This window comes from Dyadobacter sp. 3J3, from assembly GCF_009801115.1.
Classification (GTDB): Bacteria; Bacteroidota; Bacteroidia; order Cytophagales; family Spirosomataceae; genus Dyadobacter.
Genome location: NZ_VTOL01000031.1, coordinates 1 through 21,867 on the forward strand (window position 1 = coordinate 1; position 21,867 = coordinate 21,867).

A 21,867-nucleotide genomic window follows, 5' to 3' on the forward strand; every position below is an offset into this window, starting at 1 on the left:
GACTACTAAGAGCTCTAAATTTGTCGCAGGTCGCCCGGGCTTTTTCGTTTATTTGTTTCACAGCTACAAACTTAAAAACAGGGCGGCCTTTTTTATGCTCTTACAATTCTATTCGTGATATTGTCTAATATGTAATTGATAATAACTATAGTAATTCCTATGAAGTTTGGAAAGGTATGGGTTCTCCGCAGAATCCTTCAAAAGAACAGACCAGGGTTCTTGAAAAAGCGGGCGGATTAGCAATGGTTGGAGGTAAAAAGGAAATTAAAGTAACAGAAGGCAAATCAGTTATAAATCTTCAACTTGAATCCCAGGCAACAGTGCTTTTGAAATTTGACTGGTTAAACTAGGTCGGAGGCTATTTTGCATAGTACATTATAAAAAAGAAGTATCGTAATTGGTTCAAGCTTTTAACCTGAACGATCATCATATATAATGTTGGTTGCAACTAAAGAAAAGTCAAAAATTTCCCACTGGTCGCGTAGAAAATTTTGATTCGCATAAAGTCACCTCTGAGCAATTCTCTGCGGCTTAATTTATTTTTAATAGTTTATTTAAGTCAAATGGTAATCCTTCTTCTTTTTAGCCGAATTCAACAGACCCCTTTTAGGTTGATATGTGGCCATGTAGGGTTAAATTAAAAGAAAGGAGAAAAACCGTTACGATGTCCGTGTAAAGTTTTTCTGCTCCTTAAATACGATACATTCAATCTTAAGACGTTATTCCGACCTTTTCGATTTAACTCATTATCTTTGGAATAAATTTCTTAATCTAAAAATGACAAGTTAAAAAAAATTGCATTCTTAATACCTGGCTATTATCGAAATACCCTCATTGGTAGAGCTGGGAATCATATAGACGCAATGTTGTTTAGATTATTTTGCCACAGAAAACCCGTGGCGCTTTTTGCACTTTCTTTAAATTTAACCCTACATTGAAAAACCATGTGGGAAAAAATATTTACTGTTAAATCTGGCTAAGCTCTTGAAGCATCATGTCTTTTGAATAAACATATTGCAGTGCTTGCCATGGCATTTTATTAATTCTTTCGGATGCGTATTGATTGGCTGACGCTAAATCCATATCCTGAAACATGGATACGATATTATTAATTGTTCCCAGGGTCTTTCTGTCATTGTCGGTAGAAAGTAAACTGATCTCATTGTATATATTCCTGATCTGCCCTTCATGACTTCCTAATATATGATCCATTTGAAGTTGTCCGATAAACGCTTCAAGGAAAAGCCGGTTGATATGTGGCATATCTTTTTTGAAGATATCCATCAGAAGCACGGTATAAAGGGTTTGCTTGTTTACAAAAATGATGCATTTGCGCCCAGATATAAAAAACAGATGCGCGCTCCAGTCATGCTCCTTTCGGGGCAAACTCTGTTTTATTCCGGTCTTGATAAATTTATTTAGTTTTTGGGTGCAATATATTTGAACCATAATCAGCTATTTTAGTCCATAATTGGTATTTATCAAAGGCATCAAAACCGTAGAAAAATCTTGTTCTGTGACTTTCTCAGATCCTCTACAGAAGATAGCCCAAATTATGCAAATATCTGGAAAAATTGGCTTTACCCATTTCCGTTGTTCAAAAATATCTTTCCTTTCAATAGTGTGCGTAGATACACATGTCTGGGTACCCATTTTAATAATTCCCATAGGAATTCTGAGATTGTTAGTCTGACAAATACCGCTGAAATATAAATATTGCTGAAAGCGAATATAATTTGGGATAACTCCATCAAAAATAGATATAATAAGGGTCCCTTAAAGTATGCTATATTTGAGACGGTACATTATACCCTAATTTTATCGTATAATTGTATGAATAAATACCAAATACTACCCTTAATCTAACTTTGCCATTTTTTGCCATGATTTACGCTTATATCCGGGTTTCCACAGACAAACAGACCGTTGAGAACCAACGCTTTGAAATTTTGAAATATGCAGCCGGCAAAAGGATACATGTGGATGAGTGGATCGAAGAAATTGTCAGCGGCAGCAAGCGATCTGAGGACCGTAAGCTGGGCGGGGTTTTAACCGGTTTAAAGAAAAATGATATATTAATAGTCAGTGAACTATCCCGCTTAGGAAGAAACCTGATGGAGGTCATGAGTATCCTTCATATTTGCATGCAGAAAGAAAGCAAGGTGTTTGCCATCAAGGAAGGATACGAACTGGGCAATAATATTTCCTCCAAAGTACTGGCTTTCGCTTTTTCTCTTTCTGCCGAGATAGAACGCAGCCTAATATCTCAGCGTACCAAGGAAGCGATGGCACGAATGAAAAGTGAAGGGCTACCGGTGGGACGTCCTGTCGGTGCGCTGTCAAAGCTAACCAAACTGACTGGAAAGGAAGATACGATTAGGGAATTATTGGGTAAGAAAGTGGGCGTGTCTACGATCGGCAGAATTTTAGGCGTTAACCGGCTAACTGTGGAAAATTATATTAAAAGCAGGAAGCTAAGAGGGGAGTAATAAATAATAAGTATTGCAGAATTCATTTTAGCTAAATTCGAGAATTCGTTTTACTCATTACAGTTGTGAGAAAATTTATTATGAAAAGGTTCGGGTGCTTCATTGCAAAGACCGGAATATATAAGGATAATTGCGGAACTTCAAAAGGGAGAAGTCATCGTTGTCTGGAGAATTGACACTTGGGCAAGACAACTTATGAGCTGATCAAACTTATGGTGGAATTGAAGGAGATGGGCGTAGACTTCTAGAGTATTTCTGAGGGGATTAATACTTCTACCAAAATGGGTAGGCTATGATATATGCTTAGTTCGATCTTTGCGGAAAACTAAAGAGAAATTTTGATGGAATGTATTTTGGCTGGAATGGCAGCTGCAAGGGCGCTGGATAGGGTAGGAGGCCAACCAAGGATTGACCAAAAAATCAAAAGAATTATTAGCTTGGCTGCAACCTTGTACTCAAGCGAAAAATATACAACCAATCAGAAATGTGAGCAGCTACATATTGGAAGCAAGGCTACCCATTAACAATTATTTAAGGCATGAAGCGATTGAAATTAAAGGTGGGACAAAAGAAAATTTAATTGCCTGATCTTATTCCATCAATTTAGAAAGATTGCCAACTTCTCACTGCATAAAGCTCAACTTTAAAGAAAGGCATATTATCAATATTTGTAAGCGAAGGTGACAAATCTGAACATATATTTGGATGTTTCCTGTAATTTTATTAACTATTACATCCGTGTGTAACAACTTTGAACGTAAACCAATGCAAAATTCTCAACTCAGTAAAGATCAGATTAATACCATAGTAATTGAAGGATTAGAAAAAACTCGTCAAAGTCTTTTAGATTTAAGCGGTCGAAACCGCCTTTTAAACTTCAAACATTCAGGCACCAAAATTCTTCGGTTTGTCGATGAGCTACCTAACCAAATTTACAGTGAGCTTTTAGCAAGTTCCGAAAGTGATCAAAAAAAGGGCTTCCTAATATCTCCAGTTCCAATTCCCAAAAAGTCTGAATATCCATTATCGAAAGATTTGAAAGCTATTGATGTCAGAAGTCATGCACAATTTCTGGGGATTTCAACTGACTGGGAAATGCAAGCTTCAAATAAATCCGAAGAAAAGAAACATTCGGACGATAAACTTCAAACTCTACTTTATCCTGAAAGTTTAGATGGTTTATTACGTAGAATGCAATCGGAAGCAAGGACTGCAATAGAAGAATCAGGAGTTAACATGCTTTTTTTATGCTTAGGATTTCTAAAATGGTCAGATAGTAACAATTCTGATACTTTTTCAGAGGCTCCTCTGTTGATGATTCCAATTCAAATAGAGAGGGAAAAGAGTATAGACACAAAAACAGGATTGGCTAAGTACCGGTTAAAACATACGGGCGAAGATATTGTAGATAATATATGTCTTCGAGAAAAACTTAAACAATTTGCCATTGACCTTCCTTCTTTCGAAGCATTCGAAACTCCTGATGAGTACTTCAATGAGATTACGATTATTCTTGAGGAAATTAAGCCTGAATGGTCTATTCAAAGATTTGCTACCGCTGGCTTTTGGTCCTTTGGTAAAATGCTTATGTACCTTGATTTAGACCCCAAAAGATGGCCAAATGAAAATGGTATTTCAAATAGCTTACATATAATTGATATTTTTAGTGGGAATCATTCAAATGATGGTAATGTTGCACAAGATTTTGCAATTGATACCGATAAAAGTTTGCCTAGGTTAAACCACGTGTTGGATGCTGATAGTTCACAGCATAATGCAATATTAGATGTTATTAAAGGTAAAAATATAGTGATTGAAGGTCCTCCCGGTACTGGCAAATCACAGACAATCACTAATCTAATAGCTGCATGTTTGGCAGAGGGGAAAACAGTTTTGTTTGTTGCCGAAAAACTTGCAGCGTTAGAAGTAGTAACAACACGTTTAAACGAGGTTGGGCTTGGTGAATTTTGTCTTGAATTACACAGTCATAAAACTCAGAAAAAGGCTTTGATGGCTGATCTGAAAAAGCGATTAGAACTTAATACTAGTAATTTTATCAACGCTTTCAAATCTGCTGAATTACGGTCACTGGAGCTTGATGAAAAAAAGAAAAAGTTATTGGGATACTCGAATGCAGTCAATACACCATTTGGGAAGTTAGCAGAAAGCCCATATAAAATATTTTGGAAGACTGAAGTTCTTAAAAAGGATCTCTCACAAAATTACTCGTTCGAAAAATTCGATTCTCCTAAAAATGTAAGTGAATTGACTGAGTCAAAGCTTAGAAAGGATCTTGATAAAATTAAGGATCTATCTGATAAGCTACGGGAATACTTTGAAGGTGAATATAAAAATGATGAACACTTTTGGTCGGGTTTTAAAGTTGATGGTCCACTAAGTTTTGTACAAAAGGAAGACATTTACCAAGAATTAAAAAACTTAAGCAATACTTCATTAAATGCTTATAGGGATTTAGCTGATATGGAATTATATGGCCTTCTTGTTGAAAGGTTTGACTCCTACAAAAAGATTTCGTTGGAACTGAAAATTTTTACTCAAAACGATTTTAGGAATGCACATTTCTTTGAATTAATTAATCCCAGAAATTTAAAATCCTTAGGTCAGACCAAAGAGAAATTTGATAATTATAAGCTAGTAATAAAGGAATATTATCAGATTTGTCAAATCCACAACGTTCGGAAAGACGAAATTGAAAAATTGAAAATGTTAATGTCTTTTCAAGATATTAGATTCTCAAGGGATCTTACTATTCATGAACTAGCTATCAACGATGGAAATCTTAAAAAGGCATTAGTTGACTTTGATAGTGTCAAAAAATTATTTGAAGAAGGTGCAAAATATTTAGATTTAGATAGCAATTCAATAAACAGCTTTAGTGCAGTAGTACATGCGGCAAAAATATGCAAGGACACAAATAAGGCATTACTGATTCACAGAAATGGAAACATAGAAAAAGTAATCGATAATCCGGAATTAATTGATTTAACTAATCAGATTGTCAAGTTAAGGGATGTTAGATTGGAGCTTGATAAATTTTTCAGGTTAGATCAGGAAATATCTATACGGACATTAGAAGAAATTCAAAAGTCCTTCTCTGAAAAAAACCTTTTCAGTACATTTTCCAATAGTTACAGATCTGCCCTGGCCAGTTTTCGACTTGTATCAAGAAGCACTGAAGCAAGTGATTTTCAACTGGCGTCTCAAAAGATAGAGAACCTAATTCAGTATTTGAAAGATGCCCAGTCTTTTGCTAAGCATGAACTTTTCAACAAAATGTTACCAGGTATCTTCAACGGAATAGATACAAACATTGAGAGTTTAGAACATGCAACAAATTTTTATAAAGATTTACGAAGTCAGACACTAACCAATCCTAGATTTGGTTCGACAATTTACAAAGTACTTTCTGAACAGGATTTATTTAATTACACTTGGTTTACTCAACAAGAGAACGCACTCAGTGATGGCCTAAAATCACTTATTCAGATAAAATCCATCTTACTGTCAAATGGTGTTGAATCAGATAATCTTGATAATATAGCTTCAATTCTGCTTAAATCAGAAGACCTGATCTTAGCATATCAGCAATTTAATATAACAATCAGTCAGGTTGAAATACCTAATAGTTTAACAATCAATAAACTTAAAAATATTTATAAATACGGAATTGATATATACAATTCAAGGAAGGAAATCGAAGATGATTTTACCGCATCTAACTTAAAGCTTTCATTAAAAGAAGAAGATATAGAAAATCAAATAATTCTACTCAGCGATCTAATTTATATTCAGGAAAGGCTTAGTAGTTTTTTGCCAGAAACATCACTTCCTTTCGTTTTATGTAGCGATGGATTTCAAAATTTAGGTAAGTTGAAAACATTGACTTTAAGAGTCTGCGAATACTTAGATAGCGCAAGCAAACTTGAAACAGTGGCACCAGGTATTTTAAATTTAAATGAATTTTGGAAAATAAAAACTACCAAAGAAAGCTCGATTTTATCTGCTATATCATTAAAATTAAGCACTTTGCATCAAGAACAAGAGTCATATGATAAATGGTGCGATATTTTACTTGCGTTTACAAGGATTAAAAGTGCAGGGTTAGGTGGATCCATTAACGATTTTTATAGTTCATCTAGACCGGAGGTGCCGTTCAGTGATTTTATTCCATTGTATCGTTATCTAGTATATTCAGAATTATCGAATGAAGTTCTTCGCAATGATCCAGTCTTAGGTTCTTTCAACCGAATAACTCATGAAAATATTCGTACATCTTTTAAAGAAACGGATATTGAATTAAAAGGAATAAACGCTCAGATGCTTTCCAGGGAATTAAGCAAACGGATAATTCCAGACGGGGAGGGAGGAAAAAGTCCCAAATTATATACCGATTCTCAATTAATTAGACATGAAATTGGAAAGCAGAAAGCGCATATACCTATCAGGCAATTAATAGATAGATCATTTCAAGCGCTGGTAGCCATGAAGCCATGTTTCATGATGGGTCCCCTTTCTGTCGCCCAATACTTGGCACCTGGCCATAAAAAATTCGATATACTGATTATGGATGAAGCATCGCAGGTAAAACCTGAAGATGCAGTAGGCATGCTTGCTAGAGCAAATCAGGTAGTGATTGTAGGGGATAGTAATCAGCTTCCGCCAACCGGATTTTTTGATACTATTGGCGAACAGACGGATGAGGATGAAGAAGCTACTTCAATACAGCATAGCGAAAGTATATTAGATGTCTGTAAACCCATCTTTCAACCGGTTCGACGCTTAAAATGGCATTATCGTTCACAGCATCAATCCTTAATTTCCTTCTCAAATCATCACTTCTATGACAATGACTTGGTGATATTTCCCTCTCCCACAGCACATTCTGATTCAATTGGTGTCAAACATATTTATGTATCTGACGGTGTTTATACAAACCAAACTAATCTAATTGAAGCAGCACGCTTGGTCAAAGATTTAATGGAAATGATCGAAAGATTTCCTTTACGTAGTTATGGCATCGTTACCCTTAATGCGAAACAAAAGATGATAATCGAAGATGAAATTGAAAGAGTTCGTAAAACCAATTCAAATTTTGATGCATTTATTGACAACTCTGAAATGACAAGCGGTAAATTGTTCGTTAAGAATTTGGAAAACGTTCAAGGCGATGAACGTGATGTTATTTACATTTCAACAACGTTTGGACCAAATCAAAATGGCGCTTTTCTTCAAAATTTCGGGCCAATTGTTGGAAAAAATGGTTGGAGACGTCTGAATGTATTATTTACCCGAGCCAAACAACATATCCGTATATTCTCGTCATTTTATTCTGAACAAATTAAAATTGTTGATTCAAAAGAACAACGTGGCTTAAAGGCATTAAAGGATTATTTACACTTTGCTGCTACTGGCATTGACAACCATGCATATATAACTCAAAGAGAACCTGATAGTGATTTTGAAAAGGCTGTAGGTTCTTTCTTGAAAGAACATGGATTTGAAATTGTTTATCAATTAGGCGTTTCCGGTTATCTAATCGACATTGTAGTCAAGCATCCGAAAATGCAATCTGATTTTGTCATAGCTATAGAATGTGATGGAGCAACTTATCATTCTGCTAAAAGTGCGAGGGATAGAGATAGATTGCGGGAAGCAAACCTTCGTAATTTAGGTTGGAATCATATTCATCGTATATGGTCAACAGACTGGTTTAAGCGGCGTGAACATGAAGAAAAGCGCCTTATTAAGGCCGTTGAAGAAGCAATAGTAGACTTTGATACTAAATTAGAGTCAAGAATGAGCTTGAATCATTATATATAATATGTTTATCTTTTTAAAAGGAAATTAAGTCGTTGTACTGAGCGAAAAGGCACTTATTTATGATATGAGATAACCTATTGTAACATTTTGAGGATTAGGTATTTGTATAATTTAAATTTTTATTTGTTTTCTTCAATGTAATCGCAAAATAACTTTTGATAAAATAAAAACAAAATTATTGAAGGTTGAAGGTAAAACACTTTATCTTGTAAATCGTAAAATCCTCTATATAATGAAATTTGGTATCCGTAAACCTTCCATCGCGAAAAGTATTGCTTCTCGAACTTCTTCGACACGGTTAATAAAAAATGCACTTGGATTAAAAACGCCCCGTGGTTGGGGGTGGCTTACTAATCCAAAAAAAGCTGCTTATAATAGGGTTTACAACAGAACCACTTTTAGCTTCTGGGATATTTTAAAAAAAATTCTTAAATAGAAATAATATATTTTATGGCAATTAATTTGCAAAAAGGCCAAAAGATAGATATCGGTCTAAACAATATTACTGTCGGTCTAGGCTGGAACCCCAATGAAGGAACTGGGCATGACTTTGATCTTGATGTATCGGCTATTATGATTGACAACAATAGAATAGTTCCACAAGATGAATTCTTTGTGTTTTATAATAATCCTGATTCTCCTGATTCGTCTTTGCATCATACTGGCGATGACCCAACAGGTGGAAATAGTGCTACGGGAGATGACGAATCAATAATTGTCGATTTGTCAAAAATAGATAGCCGTATTTCCGAGGTATTGTTTGTGGTAACAATCCATGAAGCCATAAATCGGAGACAAAATTTTGGGCAGGTGAGAGATTCTTACATCAGAATCCTTAACGATGCTAATGCTGAGGAAGTTTGCAAATATGAATTGGGTGAAGATTTTTCAATTGAAACCGCAATAGAGTTTGGATGACTTTACAAACGAAATGATAAATGGAAATTTGAAGCGTCGGGGATAGGTTATAAAGAAGATTTAGCCTTCTTTCTTGGAAAATACTTTAAGGGGCAAATTATAAAGTAGAAGATGGCAATAAATCTAGTAAAAGGGCAAACTATCGATTTAAGAAAAAATGACAAAGGTGAAAGCTTTGATCTATCATCGGTAACTATTGGCTTAGGTTGGGATATTAAACAAAAAGGAACAGGTGGACTCTTTAGTAAGCTCCTTAATTTCGGCTCAAGAGAAAATTACGATCTGGACGCATGTGCATTTCTAATGGATATAAATGGGAAGGTTGCTAGTTTAGGCCAAACTGTTAAAGCGACCAATGGTAACAATGTTGCGTTATACGGAGGTGATATAATATTTTTTAATTCAATGAAGCATCCATCAGGAAACATCTGGCTAACCGGTGACAATAGAACAGGTGAGGGTGATGGAGATGATGAGCAAATCATTGTAAAACTTGATGCGCTGGACAAGAAATATGAAAAAATTCTGTTTATAGTAACTATTTACCAAGGGAAGGTAAATAAGCAACATTTTGGAATGATAGATAATGCTTTTATTCGAGCGGTAGATAATAAAGGAAAGGAAATTCTAAAATTTAGTCTTTCAGGAGATTCTTCTTATGATGGAATGTGTTCAATGAAATTTGCCGAAGTTTATCGGAAGGACGGCTCTTGGAAGTTTCGTGCTATCGGTGAGCCTAATGCAACTGATAATTTTGTAGATATATTAAAGGAACATATTTACGTCTAAATTTTTACAAAAACAGTCAATAATTAATGCTTGCTTATAAACATTACTCTTTTGATTTATGGTTAACGCTTATTAAATCTAATCCGAATTTTAAAGAAGAAAGGACTAGATATTTTTTTAATAGATTTAACTATGCCCAAAAGACTTTAAATGACGTCGCTTTAATTTTTCGTCAGGTGGACTTAATGTGTAATTCAATAAATGAAAAAACTGGAAAAAATATTTCTGCAGAAGAAATGTATTTAATGGTAATAAGTACGATTAATGATCATACATTTCTTAGGGATATAGACCTTGAAGAACTTTACAGTGACATGGAGAAATTGGTGTTCAAATTTATGCCAGTGGTATACAGCCCTGAAACAGCCATTGTACTAAGCCAACTTAAGCAGGCAAATGGTAATACTATTAGTATTTTAAGCAACACTGGATTCATCAAAGGGAAAACGTTGAGAAAAGTATTGACTGCTATCAACCTTGATGCCTTTTTTGATTTTCAACTTTACTCAGATGAAGAAGGAATGTCAAAACCGAATAGAAACTTTTTTAAATTAATGTTTGACAAAATAATTGAAAATAGAGAAGATCAGGACTTTAAGTTAAATGATGTAATACATGTAGGCGATAACTTAAGAGCGGATATTTATGGAGCCAATTCTTTTGGAATAAACAGTCGCTTAATTAATTCAAATAATATACCGATACTCTCTCTGATATAATGATTCTTTCTTCTTATTCTTTGCACAAAGTAAATTCTGACGACACGTTCAGCTTTGATCCAAGTCATTATAGTCGATTCAAATTTGGTGATGAGATTATTGCCAAAAAATTCGGTATAGAACTCGCAGCGGGTTTTATTGAAAAACAGCTTTCTTTAAAGCAAACTAATCAGCAAATCGTAGTTATTTCAAGTCCGTATTCATTTATTCCAACTGCTACATTTACGATGAAAAATTATTTTGTTTTTCATCTTAATCATTGGTTAGCGGACAATGGTTTGCCGGTTGTCCAGGAAACAAAAGTTCACCGCACCATAACTTATAAAGAAGATTATGGGGAACTTGATGCTGCAGAAAGATTGAGGCTTATAGGGAATGATAACTTTCATATTGATAAAGAGTTTTTAACTAATAAAATCTTATTATTTCTGGATGACATCAAAATTACTGGAAGTCATGAACGGATGATTATGAAAATGATTAAAGATTTTGATCTGAGGAACGAAGTCCACATGATTTATTTTGCGGAATTAGTAAATAAACAAATACATCCCAATATTGAAAATTACCTTAATTATTATCAGATAAAATCAATATTTGATATAAACACAATTATTAGATCAGGGAATTTTAGTTTGAATACACGAACTGTAAAATACATTTTAATATCTGATTTTAAGGCCTTTCAAAATTTTCTACTTGAACAAAATTTGGATTTTATTTATACTTTGTATAACATGGCCTTAGGTAATAATTATCATACGATTGAAGCCTATAGAAGAAATTTGAATTTTATTAAAGAACATTTATTTTTTAACAGCAATATATTACAGGAATATGGCAATTAATCTGCAAAAGGGACAGCGAGAGTCAATTAGTGCTCCGAAATTTACAATTGGTTTAGGATGGGATACTAATAGCTCTTCAACAGGAAGTGGTTTTGATTTAGATGCCTCAATCTTTATTTTAGGAGAAAATAAAAGATTGTTGTCTGAGAACCATTTTGTTTTTTACAATAATTTAAAAACCCCTGATGAATCTATTGAGCATACAGGAGATAATCTCACAGGAGATGGTGACGGAGACGACGAGCAGATAAAGGTAGATTTAGCTAAGATTGATGTAAGAGCATCTGAGATCTGTATTGTTGTAACGATTCATGAAGCGGAAAGTAGAAGGCAAAATTTTGGGCAGGTACGTAATTCGTTCATTAGAATTTTCGAAACGAATTCAAACACAGAGATTCTAAAATATGAATTAGAGGAAGACTTTTCTATTGAGACAGCCGTGGAATTTGGTAGAATTTATAAGCGTAACAATGAGTGGAAATTTGAGGCAGTTGGTATGGGCATGAAAGGTGGACTTCAAGACTATTTAGATAAATACAATTAAATCAAATAAATAAATGGCTATCAATTTAACAAAGGGTCAACGTATCAATCTTGAAAAAAGTAATGGTAGTAAATTGAACAATATATGCGTGGGCATAAATTGGGGCGCCATAGAGAAGAAAAGTTGGCTTGGAGGAACTTCTAAAATAGCAGTCGATTTAGATGCAAGCTGTGCTCTATATGATGACACAAAAAAACGGCTTGACGTAGTCTATTTTGGAAATTTAAAATCAAAAGATGGGGCTATTAAACATAGCGGGGATGATTTAACAGGTGATATGGGAGGAGATGATGGATTGGATAATGAGGTTATAACTCTTGACTTCTCTAAACTTAGTCCAAACACAACTTATGTTGCCTTTGTGTTAAATAGCTTTAAGGGACAGGACTTTGGAACGATTCCATTTGCCTCCATAAGAATTTATGAAGGAACTCCTAAACGGGTTAATGAAGTATTTGCAACTTATGATATTGCGAACGGAGCTGACTTTTCAGGACATGTATCGATGGTAATGGGTGTGTTCTATAAGAAAAATGGGGAATGGAAATTCAATGCGATTGGAGAACCTACAAAGGATAAGAAATTAGAGGAAACTATCAACACTGTGACCCAAAAATTTTTATAAAATGAGAAGACTTCCCGTTTATTTATTATTAGATACATCCGGTTCAATGAGTGGTGAGCCTATCGAGGCGGTTAAAAATGGCGTTCAGGTAATGATAAGTTCTTTACGTCAAAATCCTCAAGCTATTGAAACAGCATTTATAAGTGTTATCACTTTTGATAGTTCTGCAAAACAGATCATACCGTTGACAGATTTGGCATCTTTTCAGATGGTTGACCTTAAGGCTACCGGTGTGACAGCATTGGGCGATGCTTTAAAGCTTGTATCAAATAAAATTGATACAGAGGTTGAAAAGACAACCCCTGAGCAAAAAGGCGATTGGAAGCCACTTGTTTTTATAATGACAGACGGAATCCCAACGGACAACTGGCAAAGTGGATTGGCAGAATTTAAAAAAAGGAAAACAGCATTTGTAGTTGCTTGTGCAGCAGGAGCTGGTGCTGATACTAATATTCTGAAACAAATAACAGATAATGTTGTGAGTTTAGATACAGCAGACAGTAGTAGTATTGCCAAATTCTTTCAATGGGTAACAGCTTCTATAGGTGTATCGTCTACGAAGGTTGAAGATAGTGGAAAGGAAGTTCAAGGCCTAAGTGAATTACCACCACCTCCATCTGAATTAAATATAGTGGTCTAACTATGAGGCGTTTACCGGTATATTTCTTATTAGACACATCAGGGTCAATGCATGGAGAGCCAATTCAGGCGTTAAACAATGCATTGACTACAATGATTAATACACTGAGGACTGATGCTCAAGCTCTTGATTCTTTATGGGTAAGTATAATTACGTTCGATCGGGAAATAAAAGAACTTGTTCCATTAACGGAGTTGCCTTCCTTCCAATTACCAGAAATAACTTGTCCACAAAGTGGACCTACACATACTGGTAAAGCACTTGAGGTGTTAGAAAGTAAGTTCAATATCGAAGTTAAAAAGGGAAGTGCAACTCAAAAAGGTGACTGGAAACCATTATTGTTTTTATTTACCGATGGTAAGCCTAGTGATTTGCAACTTTATAGGCAAATGATACCTAAGATAAAAGCTTTAAATTTTGGTGCAATTGTGTGTTGTGCGGCAGGGAATTTGGCAGACGACTCTTTGTTGAAAGAATTAACTAATGATGTTGTCCACTTGGATTCAGCTGATAATACAACGCTTCGACAATTCTTCAAATGGGTTTCTGAGACTATTGAACAAGGAAATAAAAGTCAAGGAACTGGAGAGAAAGTTGCTTTACCCCCACCACCAAGTGAAATCACGGTAGTAATCTGACATATGATTTTAATTATAAAGGTAATTTTTGCGACGCTGATTATAGGACTATTTTTATTTTCTAAGCTCTTGCCACACAAAGACAAGTTGGATTACAGGTATAAAACTTTGTTTGATTTTTTTTATAACATTTTTACGCCAGTCTTAAATGGGCTAAAATCCTTTATTCAGCCTTTTGAAGTAGGACAGGGCCTTTCGATAGATATGACACAGGTTGTTTTGGTTGTATTATTGCTAATATTTTACGGATTATTGGGGTAATTCAACCTTGTTGGGATTGATAAAGTTCAATATTGATAAAATATATCGCAGACCAACAAGCCTAACCCTTCAATTAAAATTATAATATATGAGACGCCTACCCATCTTTTTTTTAATAGACATTTCTGAATCCATGGTTGGAGAACAAATCCAGGCAGTAGAAGATGGAATAGCGAATATTATCAAAGCGATTAAGACAGATCCTTATGCTATTGAAACAGTTTGGATTTCTATCATAGTGTTTGCAGGGCAGGCGAAAACGTTAGTTCCTTTACAGGAAATTGTTAATTTTTATCCACCAAAATTTCCAATCGGCGGTGGTACTTCCTTAAGTAATGGTCTAGGACATTTAATGTTTGAGCTAAGAAAAAACATTGTACAAACGACAATTGAACAAAAAGGAGATTGGAAGCCAATTGTGTTTTTATTTACTGATGGTGTTCCCACTGATAATACCGGACCAGCAATCTCAGAGTGGAAAAAAAACTGGCAATCAAAATGCAATATGGTAGCCGTTTCTTTTGGAGATGAAGCGGATACTAATATTTTAAGAGAGCTTACGGAAAATGTTCTTCATTTTAAAAATTCTACATCAGAAGACTATAAGAAGTTTTTTAAATGGGTTACTGAATCTACTAAAACAAGTAGTATAAGCGTCCAAAGTAATCAATCAGGTTTTGAACTGGCTAACCTGGATGGAATTGTCATTTCAAAGATTAATCCATCTATTATCACTCCTACAGAGCATTTTGTCGATTCTAATTTTATTGTCTTGGCTGCAAAATGCCAGAATACGAAAAGACCTTATTTATTGAAATACAAAAAGGTTATTGAATTCTCAGAGTTCCGTGACTTGAATTTGCAAACACGTTCCTATCGAATTGTCGATGGTTATCAGGTAGATCTTTCCTATTATGAATTAAGTGATCAAAATCACAATCAAATCTCTGTAAATACTGAAGAACTGGAAGGTGCAGCGGCCTGTCCTTGTTGTAAAAATAAATACGGACTTGCTTTATGTCAATGTCAAAGAATACACTGCGTGGGAAATGAAAAAGTAAGTACCTGCCCTTGGTGTGGAATTCAGGGAACTTATGTTGAAGCTAATTTTGATGTGAATAGAACTCAAGGCTAACAATACTTAAATGTCTGAAATCAAACAATATATTCAAACTCTTCTCGCCCAAAAAAATATCTCAGTAGCTAAAAATAGAGAATCCATTTTCGAAGAGTTTACCAAGGAAGAGGCAAATATTTTTGCGGTTAACCAAATTAAAGATAATCAAAAAATGATGTTGGATAAGTGGGTTCTTAAAAATAGGGTTAGTGATATCATTGATCAACAGTTGATAATTCCTAATGCTACTGTTGGTAAACCTTATGAGGTATACATCGACTACTCAAAGGCGGGAATGGATGATTTAGCTTACACTTCATTTGATGATTTAGGGCAATTTGGGTTAGAGTATAACGAACAGCTAGGAACGATTAAAGGAATACCCACAAAAAGTGGTGAATTTAAAATTTCCATGAAATTTAGGGTTAACGGTGAGAATGAAGACTCAGAATTAAATAATAAGAAAGTATCCTTAATTATTAATGCAGATCCAAAATCTCTTTGGAAGAACATTCCAAGTGATTTAGATAAGGATGAAATCTGGAAAAATGTTAATTATTGGAAACCTGACATTGATTATGATTTTAAACCGCTCGGAGATAAACATATTGTTGTCGCATCAAAAAGAGGCCGAAGCCATGCAAATGTTGGTTCTTTTCGGGATGATGACTTTTCATTTAAACATTTAGAAGAAACGGGTTGGAGCATTGTGTGCGTTGCTGATGGCGCGGGAAGTGCATCCCTATCTCGGCTAGGTTCGAAACTTGCTTGTGAATTTGTTATCTCTTATTTCGAGGAAAATTTTAACTCAGACATAGTCACAGAACTGGACAGTTTGATCAAAAATCGCGATCAAAGTCAAGATGATGTAAAGCAGAAAAACCTTGATCTTTTTATTTATAACAATCTTGGAAAGGCAGCATTTTTCGTTCATAAAGGCCTTCAAGATTATGCTAATAAGCTTGAAAGACCCTTGAAGGATCTGCACTCTACCCTAATATTTGCATTGTTTAAAAAATATGATTTTGGCTATGCGATTCTTTCTTTTGGTGTGGGTGATTGTCCTATCGGTTTAGTTAATAAAGATTTAACAGAGATTCAATTGATGAACTGGCTCGATGTTGGAGAGTTTGGAGGCGGGACAAGATTTATAACTATGCCTGAAATTTTTAGTAGTAATAAATTCCCAACTCGCTTTGGATTTAAAGTGGTTGAGGATTTTTCATATCTAATGTTAATGACCGACGGAATTTACGATCCTAAATTTGTGGTTGAGGCTAATTTAGAAAAGATAGAATGTTGGTCAGCCTTTTTAGAGGACTTGCACGGAGATAATGAAAGTAATATTAAAGTTGAATTAATCGCCAAAAATGAGAATTTGCCAATACAGCTATCTGAATGGATGGATTTTTGGAGTAGTGGTAACCATGACGATAGAACTTTAGCAATCGTTTTTTAAATTCCCTTTCATGTCAATAGTCAGTGTTAACTCGATAATTAACGGCGCTACTTACCAGTATATAGATAACGGTGATCCAAAAAGTGGTACAGCAAAAAATGTATATTTTAGCCCGGATAAGAAATATGTTGTCGCGATCTTTAAGGAAAAACAGGATTTTAATCAGCGTGAAAGATTAAAAAATATTGTTACTAAATATTTAAATCAAATCCAGACCAAGGACGCGGGTCAATATTACCTTGAAGAAGTATATCGGTGGCCAACTGATATAATAGAAATTGACGATAAAATCGGGCTAATTGTACCAATTTATAAGCCGAAATTTTTTTTCAAGAAAGGCTACTCATCCAGTGATCTTATTAAGGGGGAAGAAAAGAATGGGAAGTGGTTTGCTGGTGCAAAATTTAGAAATAGCCAGTTCCCGTTAAGTTTAGATTCGGATGAACTTGGTAAATGGCTTAACTATTTTCAAGTCTGTGTTAATCTTTCGAGAGGCGTAAAAAAGCTACATCAGATGGGATTATCCCATTCGGATCTTTCTTATAATAATGTTTTAGTTGATCCAACAACTGGGTCAGCTTGTATGATAGATTTAGATGGCTTGGTGGTTCCTGGCCTTTATCCTGCAGAAGTTATTGGTACAGCAGATTTCATCGCCCCAGAAGTTTTGTCAACCAAGCATTTAAACAAAACAGATCCTAACAGAAAGTTGCCAAACCGGTTAACCGATTTACATGCACTTGCGTGCCTTGTTTATATGTATTTGTTACATAGGCATCCATTAAAGGGTAGTAAGGTTCATGATTTGGATACTGAAAAAGATGATTTATTAAGTATGGGAGAAAAAGCCCTATTTATCGAACATCCAACTGATAAGACGAATATTCTAAAAATTAAAGATATATCTAAATGGGATGCTTATTGGGCAGATGTTAAAAAACTGCCTTATACAATTACAGGACCCTATTTGAAAGAACTCTTTGAAAAGGCATTCATTGATGGCCTTCATAACCCAATGCGCCGACCAACAGCCGAGGAATGGGAAATAGGGTTACTTAAAACTACTGACTTGATGCAGCAATGTAGTAATACTAACTGTGAACAAAAGTGGTACGTATTTGATAATACCAACACTCCATCTTGTCCTTTTTGTGGGACAAAACATAAAGGGACTTTACCTGTATTAGATTTGTATTACCAATTTAAACCCACAGTATGGAGGCCAGAAAATCATCGGTTGATGGTATATAACAATCAATACCTTTTTCAGTGGCATGTGAATCGAAATATTTCTAGAAGTGAAAAATTAACCGCTGAACAAAAAGTGCCTGTTGGTTATTTCACGTTTCATAATAATAAATGGGTATTGGTAAATCAGAAATTAAATGGGTTAAAGGATTTAACGGATAGCAAGGAGATTAAAATTGGTGAAATGGTTGAACTTACTGATGGCAAAAAATTACTACTATCTAAGGAAGATGGCGGCAGGTTAGTCTTAATTACAATGGCAAACAAATAATTAACAATACATACGAATGGAAGAATTATTACAACATGTAAATATTTTGTGGCAGGATATAATAAGTCACCCTGGGATCTCCCTTGCAATAATTGGCAACTTAATTATAATAGAAAGTTTATTGTCTGTCGATAATGCCGCTGTGTTAGCTACAATGGTTATGGATTTACCTCAAAACCAAAGAAATAAGGCGCTAAAATATGGTATTTGGGGAGCTTATTTTTTTAGAGGTATAGCTATGATTTTTGCCTCAGTATTAATAAAAATTTGGTGGCTAAAACCTTTGGGGGGATTATATCTTTTGTATTTAGTTTACGATTGGTACAAAAGTAAACAAGCAACTAGCCAAGAAGACGATGTAATTGATAAAAATAATAACTGGCTTTATAAGGCCACAGTGGGTTCAATTGGAAGTTTTTGGGCAACAGTTTGTCTTGTTGAATTAATGGATATGGCTTTTTCAATTGATAATGTTTTTGCAGCAGTTGCATTCACTCCTAACATTATATTGGTTTGTATTGGCGTTTTTATTGGAATTTTGGCAATGCGTTTTATAGCACAATGGTTTGTCCAACTAATGGAAAAATATAGTTTCCTTGAAACATGTGCTTTTCTGGTCATTGCAATACTAGGCATTAAACTAATTTCTTCTCTGTTCGAGCATTACTATCCGGATAGTCCTAGTAGTATTTTTCTATCTAGCCACGTTGCCGATATCGGAATTTCGGTTTTAACCGTAGCGATCTTTTTTGTTCCAATTATCACAAGCTTGTTATTCAATATACCTAAAAGGAATGTTGAAATAGACTAGCCCGTTAGGGAAATAGAAATCTGAACTTCTTTGTGAGGGTCAGATTTCTGTTGAACGTTCGACTTACTTTAGTTCCTTAAAGAAATGGATAGTGGCTCCCGGATACTGTGCCTCCATCATTTTCTTAGCGTCAATGGAACTCTTAGCTTGTACTCCAATAGTAAATCCAGATTTTCCTTTGGGTGTAATCTTTGCTTCAAAATTTTTCATACTAGATTTGGGAAAGGTTTAATTATAATTTTTCTTTTAAATTATAGAACAATGTTATTTTCATAGCTAATACGATATTCTATTTCTACTAGTAACTATGTAATATTTGGAAGAATAAGCTCCATGTAAATTTTCAGTACCTGCATAATTGGAACCGCATGCTGTAGCTGCTATTTTGTAATTTCCGCTTGAAAGATTTAATGTGCGGGTTGATCCCATAGGGATTTCAATTACTTCAACATCAACTCCACTATATCTTACAGTCAACTCACATTGAGTATCATTCGTAATAGAAATGCTTGAAGAAGTAGAGTATTCATAACTTGATGGAGTAGAAGTCGGAAGAACTCCTGTCGTAGTCGCTCGCATAATTTCGTTGACTTCGCAATCGATTATGCGCTTTTTGATTTCCTCGATATCAGACCTCGTAGGGTAATTTAGAATGAAGCTTTTCCAGGTAGAAGAAGAATTTAAAGACAAAGCACTTTCATATTCTGATGTTTCTTTTAAAATTCTAAGTTCTTCAATTTTATCACTTGCTTCACTACTATATTTTCCTTTTGGATAAACAGTCAAATAGTTTTCTAAACTAGCTAAATCAGATGAATTATTCCAAGCTTGTTCTTCTTCGATAACTTTTAATAGTCTACCTGCTTCAATACTCTCTGGTTTATCTGGATGTTTTTCTAAAAGAAGGGACAATTTTTCCTGTGCGTGTAAAAAGTCTTTCGCTTCCAAAAACTTTTTTGCATCAGAGAGTAAAATGCTGGCACCAAACTTTAATTCTTCAACTTGCCTTTGTAAAGCTTCGTTTTTTTCTTTTAATTCATCTCTACTACTTTCTGACACACAGCCGATTGTAAAAAGTGCATAAATTAAAATGAGTAATTTTTTGATCATAAAGTTTGTTTGAGAGGGTACTTACATATTTGCTTAAACTTACAGATAAAACAGTTACTTCCTTTAGCGTACCTTGGTAAAAATCATATAATATTGAACAAAAGCTTTCTGTATCTCTGTTTTGTTTGATTTTACAGGATTATCCTATCTGGCTTTTGGCCGGTGCCATTATGTAAGCATATAGCAACAGAAGAGCACTAATATCATATTTTCAAAATTTGAATTGATCTTTTCCAATTACATCAAGATCGTTCTGTTCTTTTACTTCCTTGATATATAACTAAATTAAATATAGATTGTTATGCAGCTATTATTAAATGCGGTAACTCGAATGTTGGATGTCGGACAATTTGAGGAGGCAAGGGCTAATGTCTATAAAGCTTTTGAGCTTACCGAGGGCCAAGATGCAGAGACGCAAATCTTGATTAAAATACAATGGTACGGTCTGTTAATAGATTTGGGGAACGAAAGTAAAAATAAACAAGACCTGCTTGACGGTATAGATTTCTTGGAAAAAAATGAAAGCGACATTAAAAAATACATCACGCCTGCCAGCTATTATTATAACTTAGCCAATGCAAAAGATGGTCTCTGTCAAATTTATTATCAGAGTAACCCAGGTGTACAATCGCTTAAGATAGTAAAGGAAATATTTCAGGATCCAGTCCGATTATACTGGATGGCTTATAACAAGATTGAGTCGGGCGACGACTTGATTAAACAAATATCAGTTAATCTTGCCAATGCTTTGGTCCGTACCGGAAGGTTAGTTGAAGCAATTCAGTTTCTTGACATTGTTTTAAAACAAGATGAAATATTCCCGCAGGCACTTATATCCCGCGCTAATCAACTAGATTGGTTAAGTCAGGTATCTAATGCAGGGTATACAACTGCACTATATGCCCAGATTTACAGCAACTATGACACGGCAATCAAAACAAACAAAATATCTCCATTTTTTTTGAGCCGGATTGTGGCTTTGAAAAATAATACGGCATATACTTTGATGCAGCTTAAATTTGAAATTGGTAAGGTAGGGCAGGAAATCGAGGAAACAGAAACAGAGTATCAAGCCCATACTCCTTTTAGAAAATTTTGCATTGATAAATTTCTTACCTTAAATGAACATGGAATATACTGCCGTTGCGTCGCCAATGAGAAAGATAATTTACAAATTGGAGTACCTAATGCACGTTTTCCCGGAAACACCATTGCAAAATTAGAACTCCTTCTTAACAGAATAAAATCTGAATACGCATATTCGCGGTGGTCCTATTATCAGTCAATTTCAAAAGTTGGTGAAATCGATTTTGATACCAAATATACAAATCTAATGGAGGGCGAAATAATCAATCCTCATTCTGAAATGTTGAGAACCAGCTTTCGGATTTGTTACGGTATCTTGGATAAGATGTATCCGGCCTACCAACTACATCTTTGTTAACTGTTGAATATTGTTAAAGTTTTGCGGGTACAGATCGGTGATGTTTTTATGGTTAATTGTCGAGATGTTTGTCAGGGTGTTCTTTAGCCATTTGT

General features: G+C 34.7%; 19 protein-coding genes and 1 pseudogene. 17 read left to right on the plus strand and 3 right to left on the minus strand.

The window, feature by feature from the left end; genetic code table 11:
- The first annotated feature begins 176 nt into the window (after positions 1 to 176).
- Positions 177 to 350 (plus strand): hypothetical protein, encoded by a 174-nt coding sequence (locus FZF08_RS30705; RefSeq protein ID WP_229216773.1) that lies wholly within the window; start codon positions 177 to 179, stop codon positions 348 to 350.
- 616 nt (positions 351 to 966) lie between these two features.
- On the opposite strand, the gene FZF08_RS30710 is transcribed toward FZF08_RS30705, so the two are convergent.
- Entirely contained in the window at positions 967 to 1,449 is a 483-nt protein-coding gene (locus FZF08_RS30710) for a DUF6933 domain-containing protein (protein WP_409012683.1), read from the minus strand.
- Between the two features lie 434 nt (positions 1,450 to 1,883).
- Between FZF08_RS30710 and FZF08_RS30715 the strand changes: the two genes are divergently transcribed.
- The 15 genes and pseudogenes from FZF08_RS30715 (at position 1,884) to FZF08_RS30790 (ending at position 19,218) form a co-directional block, all read left to right on the plus strand.
- A complete protein-coding gene (locus tag FZF08_RS30715; protein WP_159478518.1) occupies positions 1,884 to 2,489 on the plus strand; it encodes a master DNA invertase Mpi family serine-type recombinase in 606 nt (201 codons plus the stop codon).
- Positions 2,490 to 2,588: 99 nt separating this feature from the next.
- Positions 2,589 to 2,693: pseudogene (locus tag FZF08_RS32450) on the plus strand (hypothetical protein); the annotation flags it as partial.
- 561 nt (positions 2,694 to 3,254) lie between these two features.
- A complete protein-coding gene (locus FZF08_RS30725; RefSeq protein ID WP_159478524.1) occupies positions 3,255 to 8,330 on the plus strand; it encodes a DUF4011 domain-containing protein in 5,076 nt (1,691 codons plus the stop codon).
- 450 nt (positions 8,331 to 8,780) lie between these two features.
- Positions 8,781 to 9,248 carry a TerD family protein gene (locus FZF08_RS30735; protein WP_200837205.1) on the plus strand — a complete coding sequence of 156 codons (468 nt, stop codon included), beginning with the start codon at positions 8,781 to 8,783 and terminating at the stop codon, positions 9,246 to 9,248.
- Positions 9,249 to 9,359: 111 nt separating this feature from the next.
- Positions 9,360 to 10,037 carry a TerD family protein gene (locus tag FZF08_RS30740; RefSeq protein ID WP_159478530.1) on the plus strand — a complete coding sequence of 226 codons (678 nt, stop codon included), beginning with the start codon at positions 9,360 to 9,362 and terminating at the stop codon, positions 10,035 to 10,037.
- Positions 10,038 to 10,063: 26 nt separating this feature from the next.
- On the plus strand, positions 10,064 to 10,756 hold the full coding sequence (locus FZF08_RS30745) for an HAD family hydrolase (protein WP_159478533.1): 693 nt from the start codon (positions 10,064 to 10,066) through the stop codon (positions 10,754 to 10,756).
- The gene (locus FZF08_RS30750; protein ID WP_159478536.1) at positions 10,756 to 11,604 is read left to right on the plus strand and encodes a phosphoribosyltransferase family protein; all 849 of its coding nucleotides are present in this window, start codon (positions 10,756 to 10,758) and stop codon (positions 11,602 to 11,604) included. The genes FZF08_RS30745 and FZF08_RS30750 overlap by 1 nt, the downstream gene beginning before the upstream one ends.
- The gene (locus FZF08_RS30755) at positions 11,594 to 12,148 is read left to right on the plus strand and encodes a TerD family protein (RefSeq protein WP_159478539.1); all 555 of its coding nucleotides are present in this window, start codon (positions 11,594 to 11,596) and stop codon (positions 12,146 to 12,148) included. Before FZF08_RS30750 ends, FZF08_RS30755 begins: the two co-directional genes overlap by 11 nt.
- A gap of 13 nt (positions 12,149 to 12,161) precedes the next feature.
- Positions 12,162 to 12,773 (plus strand): TerD family protein, encoded by a 612-nt coding sequence (locus FZF08_RS30760; protein ID WP_159478542.1) that lies wholly within the window; start codon positions 12,162 to 12,164, stop codon positions 12,771 to 12,773.
- A 1-nt stretch (position 12,774) separates the two neighbouring features.
- On the plus strand, positions 12,775 to 13,413 hold the full coding sequence (locus tag FZF08_RS30765; protein WP_159478545.1) for a VWA domain-containing protein: 639 nt from the start codon (positions 12,775 to 12,777) through the stop codon (positions 13,411 to 13,413).
- Between the two features lie 2 nt (positions 13,414 to 13,415).
- On the plus strand, positions 13,416 to 14,051 hold the full coding sequence (locus tag FZF08_RS30770; protein ID WP_159478548.1) for a VWA domain-containing protein: 636 nt from the start codon (positions 13,416 to 13,418) through the stop codon (positions 14,049 to 14,051).
- Positions 14,052 to 14,400: 349 nt separating this feature from the next.
- Positions 14,401 to 15,447: a TerY-C metal binding domain-containing protein gene (locus tag FZF08_RS30775; RefSeq protein WP_159478551.1), complete on the plus strand. Its 1,047-nt coding sequence runs from the start codon at positions 14,401 to 14,403 to the stop codon at positions 15,445 to 15,447.
- Between the two features lie 10 nt (positions 15,448 to 15,457).
- Complete coding sequence (locus FZF08_RS30780; protein ID WP_159478554.1) at positions 15,458 to 16,888, plus strand: PP2C family serine/threonine-protein phosphatase; 1,431 nt, start codon at positions 15,458 to 15,460, stop codon at positions 16,886 to 16,888.
- Between the two features lie 10 nt (positions 16,889 to 16,898).
- Entirely contained in the window at positions 16,899 to 18,407 is a 1,509-nt protein-coding gene (locus FZF08_RS30785) for a helix-hairpin-helix domain-containing protein (protein WP_159478557.1), read from the plus strand.
- A gap of 16 nt (positions 18,408 to 18,423) precedes the next feature.
- Positions 18,424 to 19,218: a DUF475 domain-containing protein gene (locus FZF08_RS30790; protein WP_159478560.1), complete on the plus strand. Its 795-nt coding sequence runs from the start codon at positions 18,424 to 18,426 to the stop codon at positions 19,216 to 19,218.
- 63 nt (positions 19,219 to 19,281) lie between these two features.
- Here the strand turns inward: FZF08_RS30790 and FZF08_RS31980 are convergent, their stop codons facing one another.
- Positions 19,282 to 19,428, minus strand: a complete 147-nt coding sequence (locus tag FZF08_RS31980; RefSeq protein ID WP_229216774.1) for a hypothetical protein — start codon at positions 19,426 to 19,428, stop codon at positions 19,282 to 19,284.
- A 66-nt stretch (positions 19,429 to 19,494) separates the two neighbouring features.
- Positions 19,495 to 20,328, minus strand: a complete 834-nt coding sequence (locus FZF08_RS30795; RefSeq protein WP_159478563.1) for a DUF6759 domain-containing protein — start codon at positions 20,326 to 20,328, stop codon at positions 19,495 to 19,497.
- Positions 20,329 to 20,629: 301 nt separating this feature from the next.
- On the opposite strand from FZF08_RS30795, the gene FZF08_RS30800 reads away from it, so the two are divergent.
- Positions 20,630 to 21,772 carry an LA2681 family HEPN domain-containing protein gene (locus tag FZF08_RS30800; protein ID WP_159478565.1) on the plus strand — a complete coding sequence of 381 codons (1,143 nt, stop codon included), beginning with the start codon at positions 20,630 to 20,632 and terminating at the stop codon, positions 21,770 to 21,772.
- The last annotated feature ends 95 nt before the right edge of the window (positions 21,773 to 21,867 follow it).

Excerpts from the sequence above, each read along its gene's own strand:
- FZF08_RS30705 (WP_229216773.1), top strand. The coding sequence starts at position 177 with ATGGGTTCTCCGCAGAATCCTTCAAAAGAACAGACCAGGGTTCTTGAA.
- FZF08_RS30710 (WP_409012683.1), bottom strand. The coding sequence starts at position 1,449 with ATGGTTCAAATATATTGCACCCAAAAACTAAATAAATTTATCAAGACC.
- FZF08_RS30715 (WP_159478518.1), top strand. The coding sequence starts at position 1,884 with ATGATTTACGCTTATATCCGGGTTTCCACAGACAAACAGACCGTTGAG.
- FZF08_RS30725 (WP_159478524.1), top strand. The coding sequence starts at position 3,255 with ATGCAAAATTCTCAACTCAGTAAAGATCAGATTAATACCATAGTAATT.
- FZF08_RS30735 (WP_200837205.1), top strand. The coding sequence starts at position 8,781 with ATGGCAATTAATTTGCAAAAAGGCCAAAAGATAGATATCGGTCTAAAC.
- FZF08_RS30740 (WP_159478530.1), top strand. The coding sequence starts at position 9,360 with ATGGCAATAAATCTAGTAAAAGGGCAAACTATCGATTTAAGAAAAAAT.
- FZF08_RS30745 (WP_159478533.1), top strand. The coding sequence starts at position 10,064 with ATGCTTGCTTATAAACATTACTCTTTTGATTTATGGTTAACGCTTATT.
- FZF08_RS30750 (WP_159478536.1), top strand. The coding sequence starts at position 10,756 with ATGATTCTTTCTTCTTATTCTTTGCACAAAGTAAATTCTGACGACACG.
- FZF08_RS30755 (WP_159478539.1), top strand. The coding sequence starts at position 11,594 with ATGGCAATTAATCTGCAAAAGGGACAGCGAGAGTCAATTAGTGCTCCG.
- FZF08_RS30760 (WP_159478542.1), top strand. The coding sequence starts at position 12,162 with ATGGCTATCAATTTAACAAAGGGTCAACGTATCAATCTTGAAAAAAGT.
- FZF08_RS30765 (WP_159478545.1), top strand. The coding sequence starts at position 12,775 with ATGAGAAGACTTCCCGTTTATTTATTATTAGATACATCCGGTTCAATG.
- FZF08_RS30770 (WP_159478548.1), top strand. The coding sequence starts at position 13,416 with ATGAGGCGTTTACCGGTATATTTCTTATTAGACACATCAGGGTCAATG.
- FZF08_RS30775 (WP_159478551.1), top strand. The coding sequence starts at position 14,401 with ATGAGACGCCTACCCATCTTTTTTTTAATAGACATTTCTGAATCCATG.
- FZF08_RS30780 (WP_159478554.1), top strand. The coding sequence starts at position 15,458 with ATGTCTGAAATCAAACAATATATTCAAACTCTTCTCGCCCAAAAAAAT.
- FZF08_RS30785 (WP_159478557.1), top strand. The coding sequence starts at position 16,899 with ATGTCAATAGTCAGTGTTAACTCGATAATTAACGGCGCTACTTACCAG.
- FZF08_RS30790 (WP_159478560.1), top strand. The coding sequence starts at position 18,424 with ATGGAAGAATTATTACAACATGTAAATATTTTGTGGCAGGATATAATA.
- FZF08_RS31980 (WP_229216774.1), bottom strand. The coding sequence starts at position 19,428 with ATGAAAAATTTTGAAGCAAAGATTACACCCAAAGGAAAATCTGGATTT.
- FZF08_RS30795 (WP_159478563.1), bottom strand. The coding sequence starts at position 20,328 with ATGATCAAAAAATTACTCATTTTAATTTATGCACTTTTTACAATCGGC.
- FZF08_RS30800 (WP_159478565.1), top strand. The coding sequence starts at position 20,630 with ATGCAGCTATTATTAAATGCGGTAACTCGAATGTTGGATGTCGGACAA.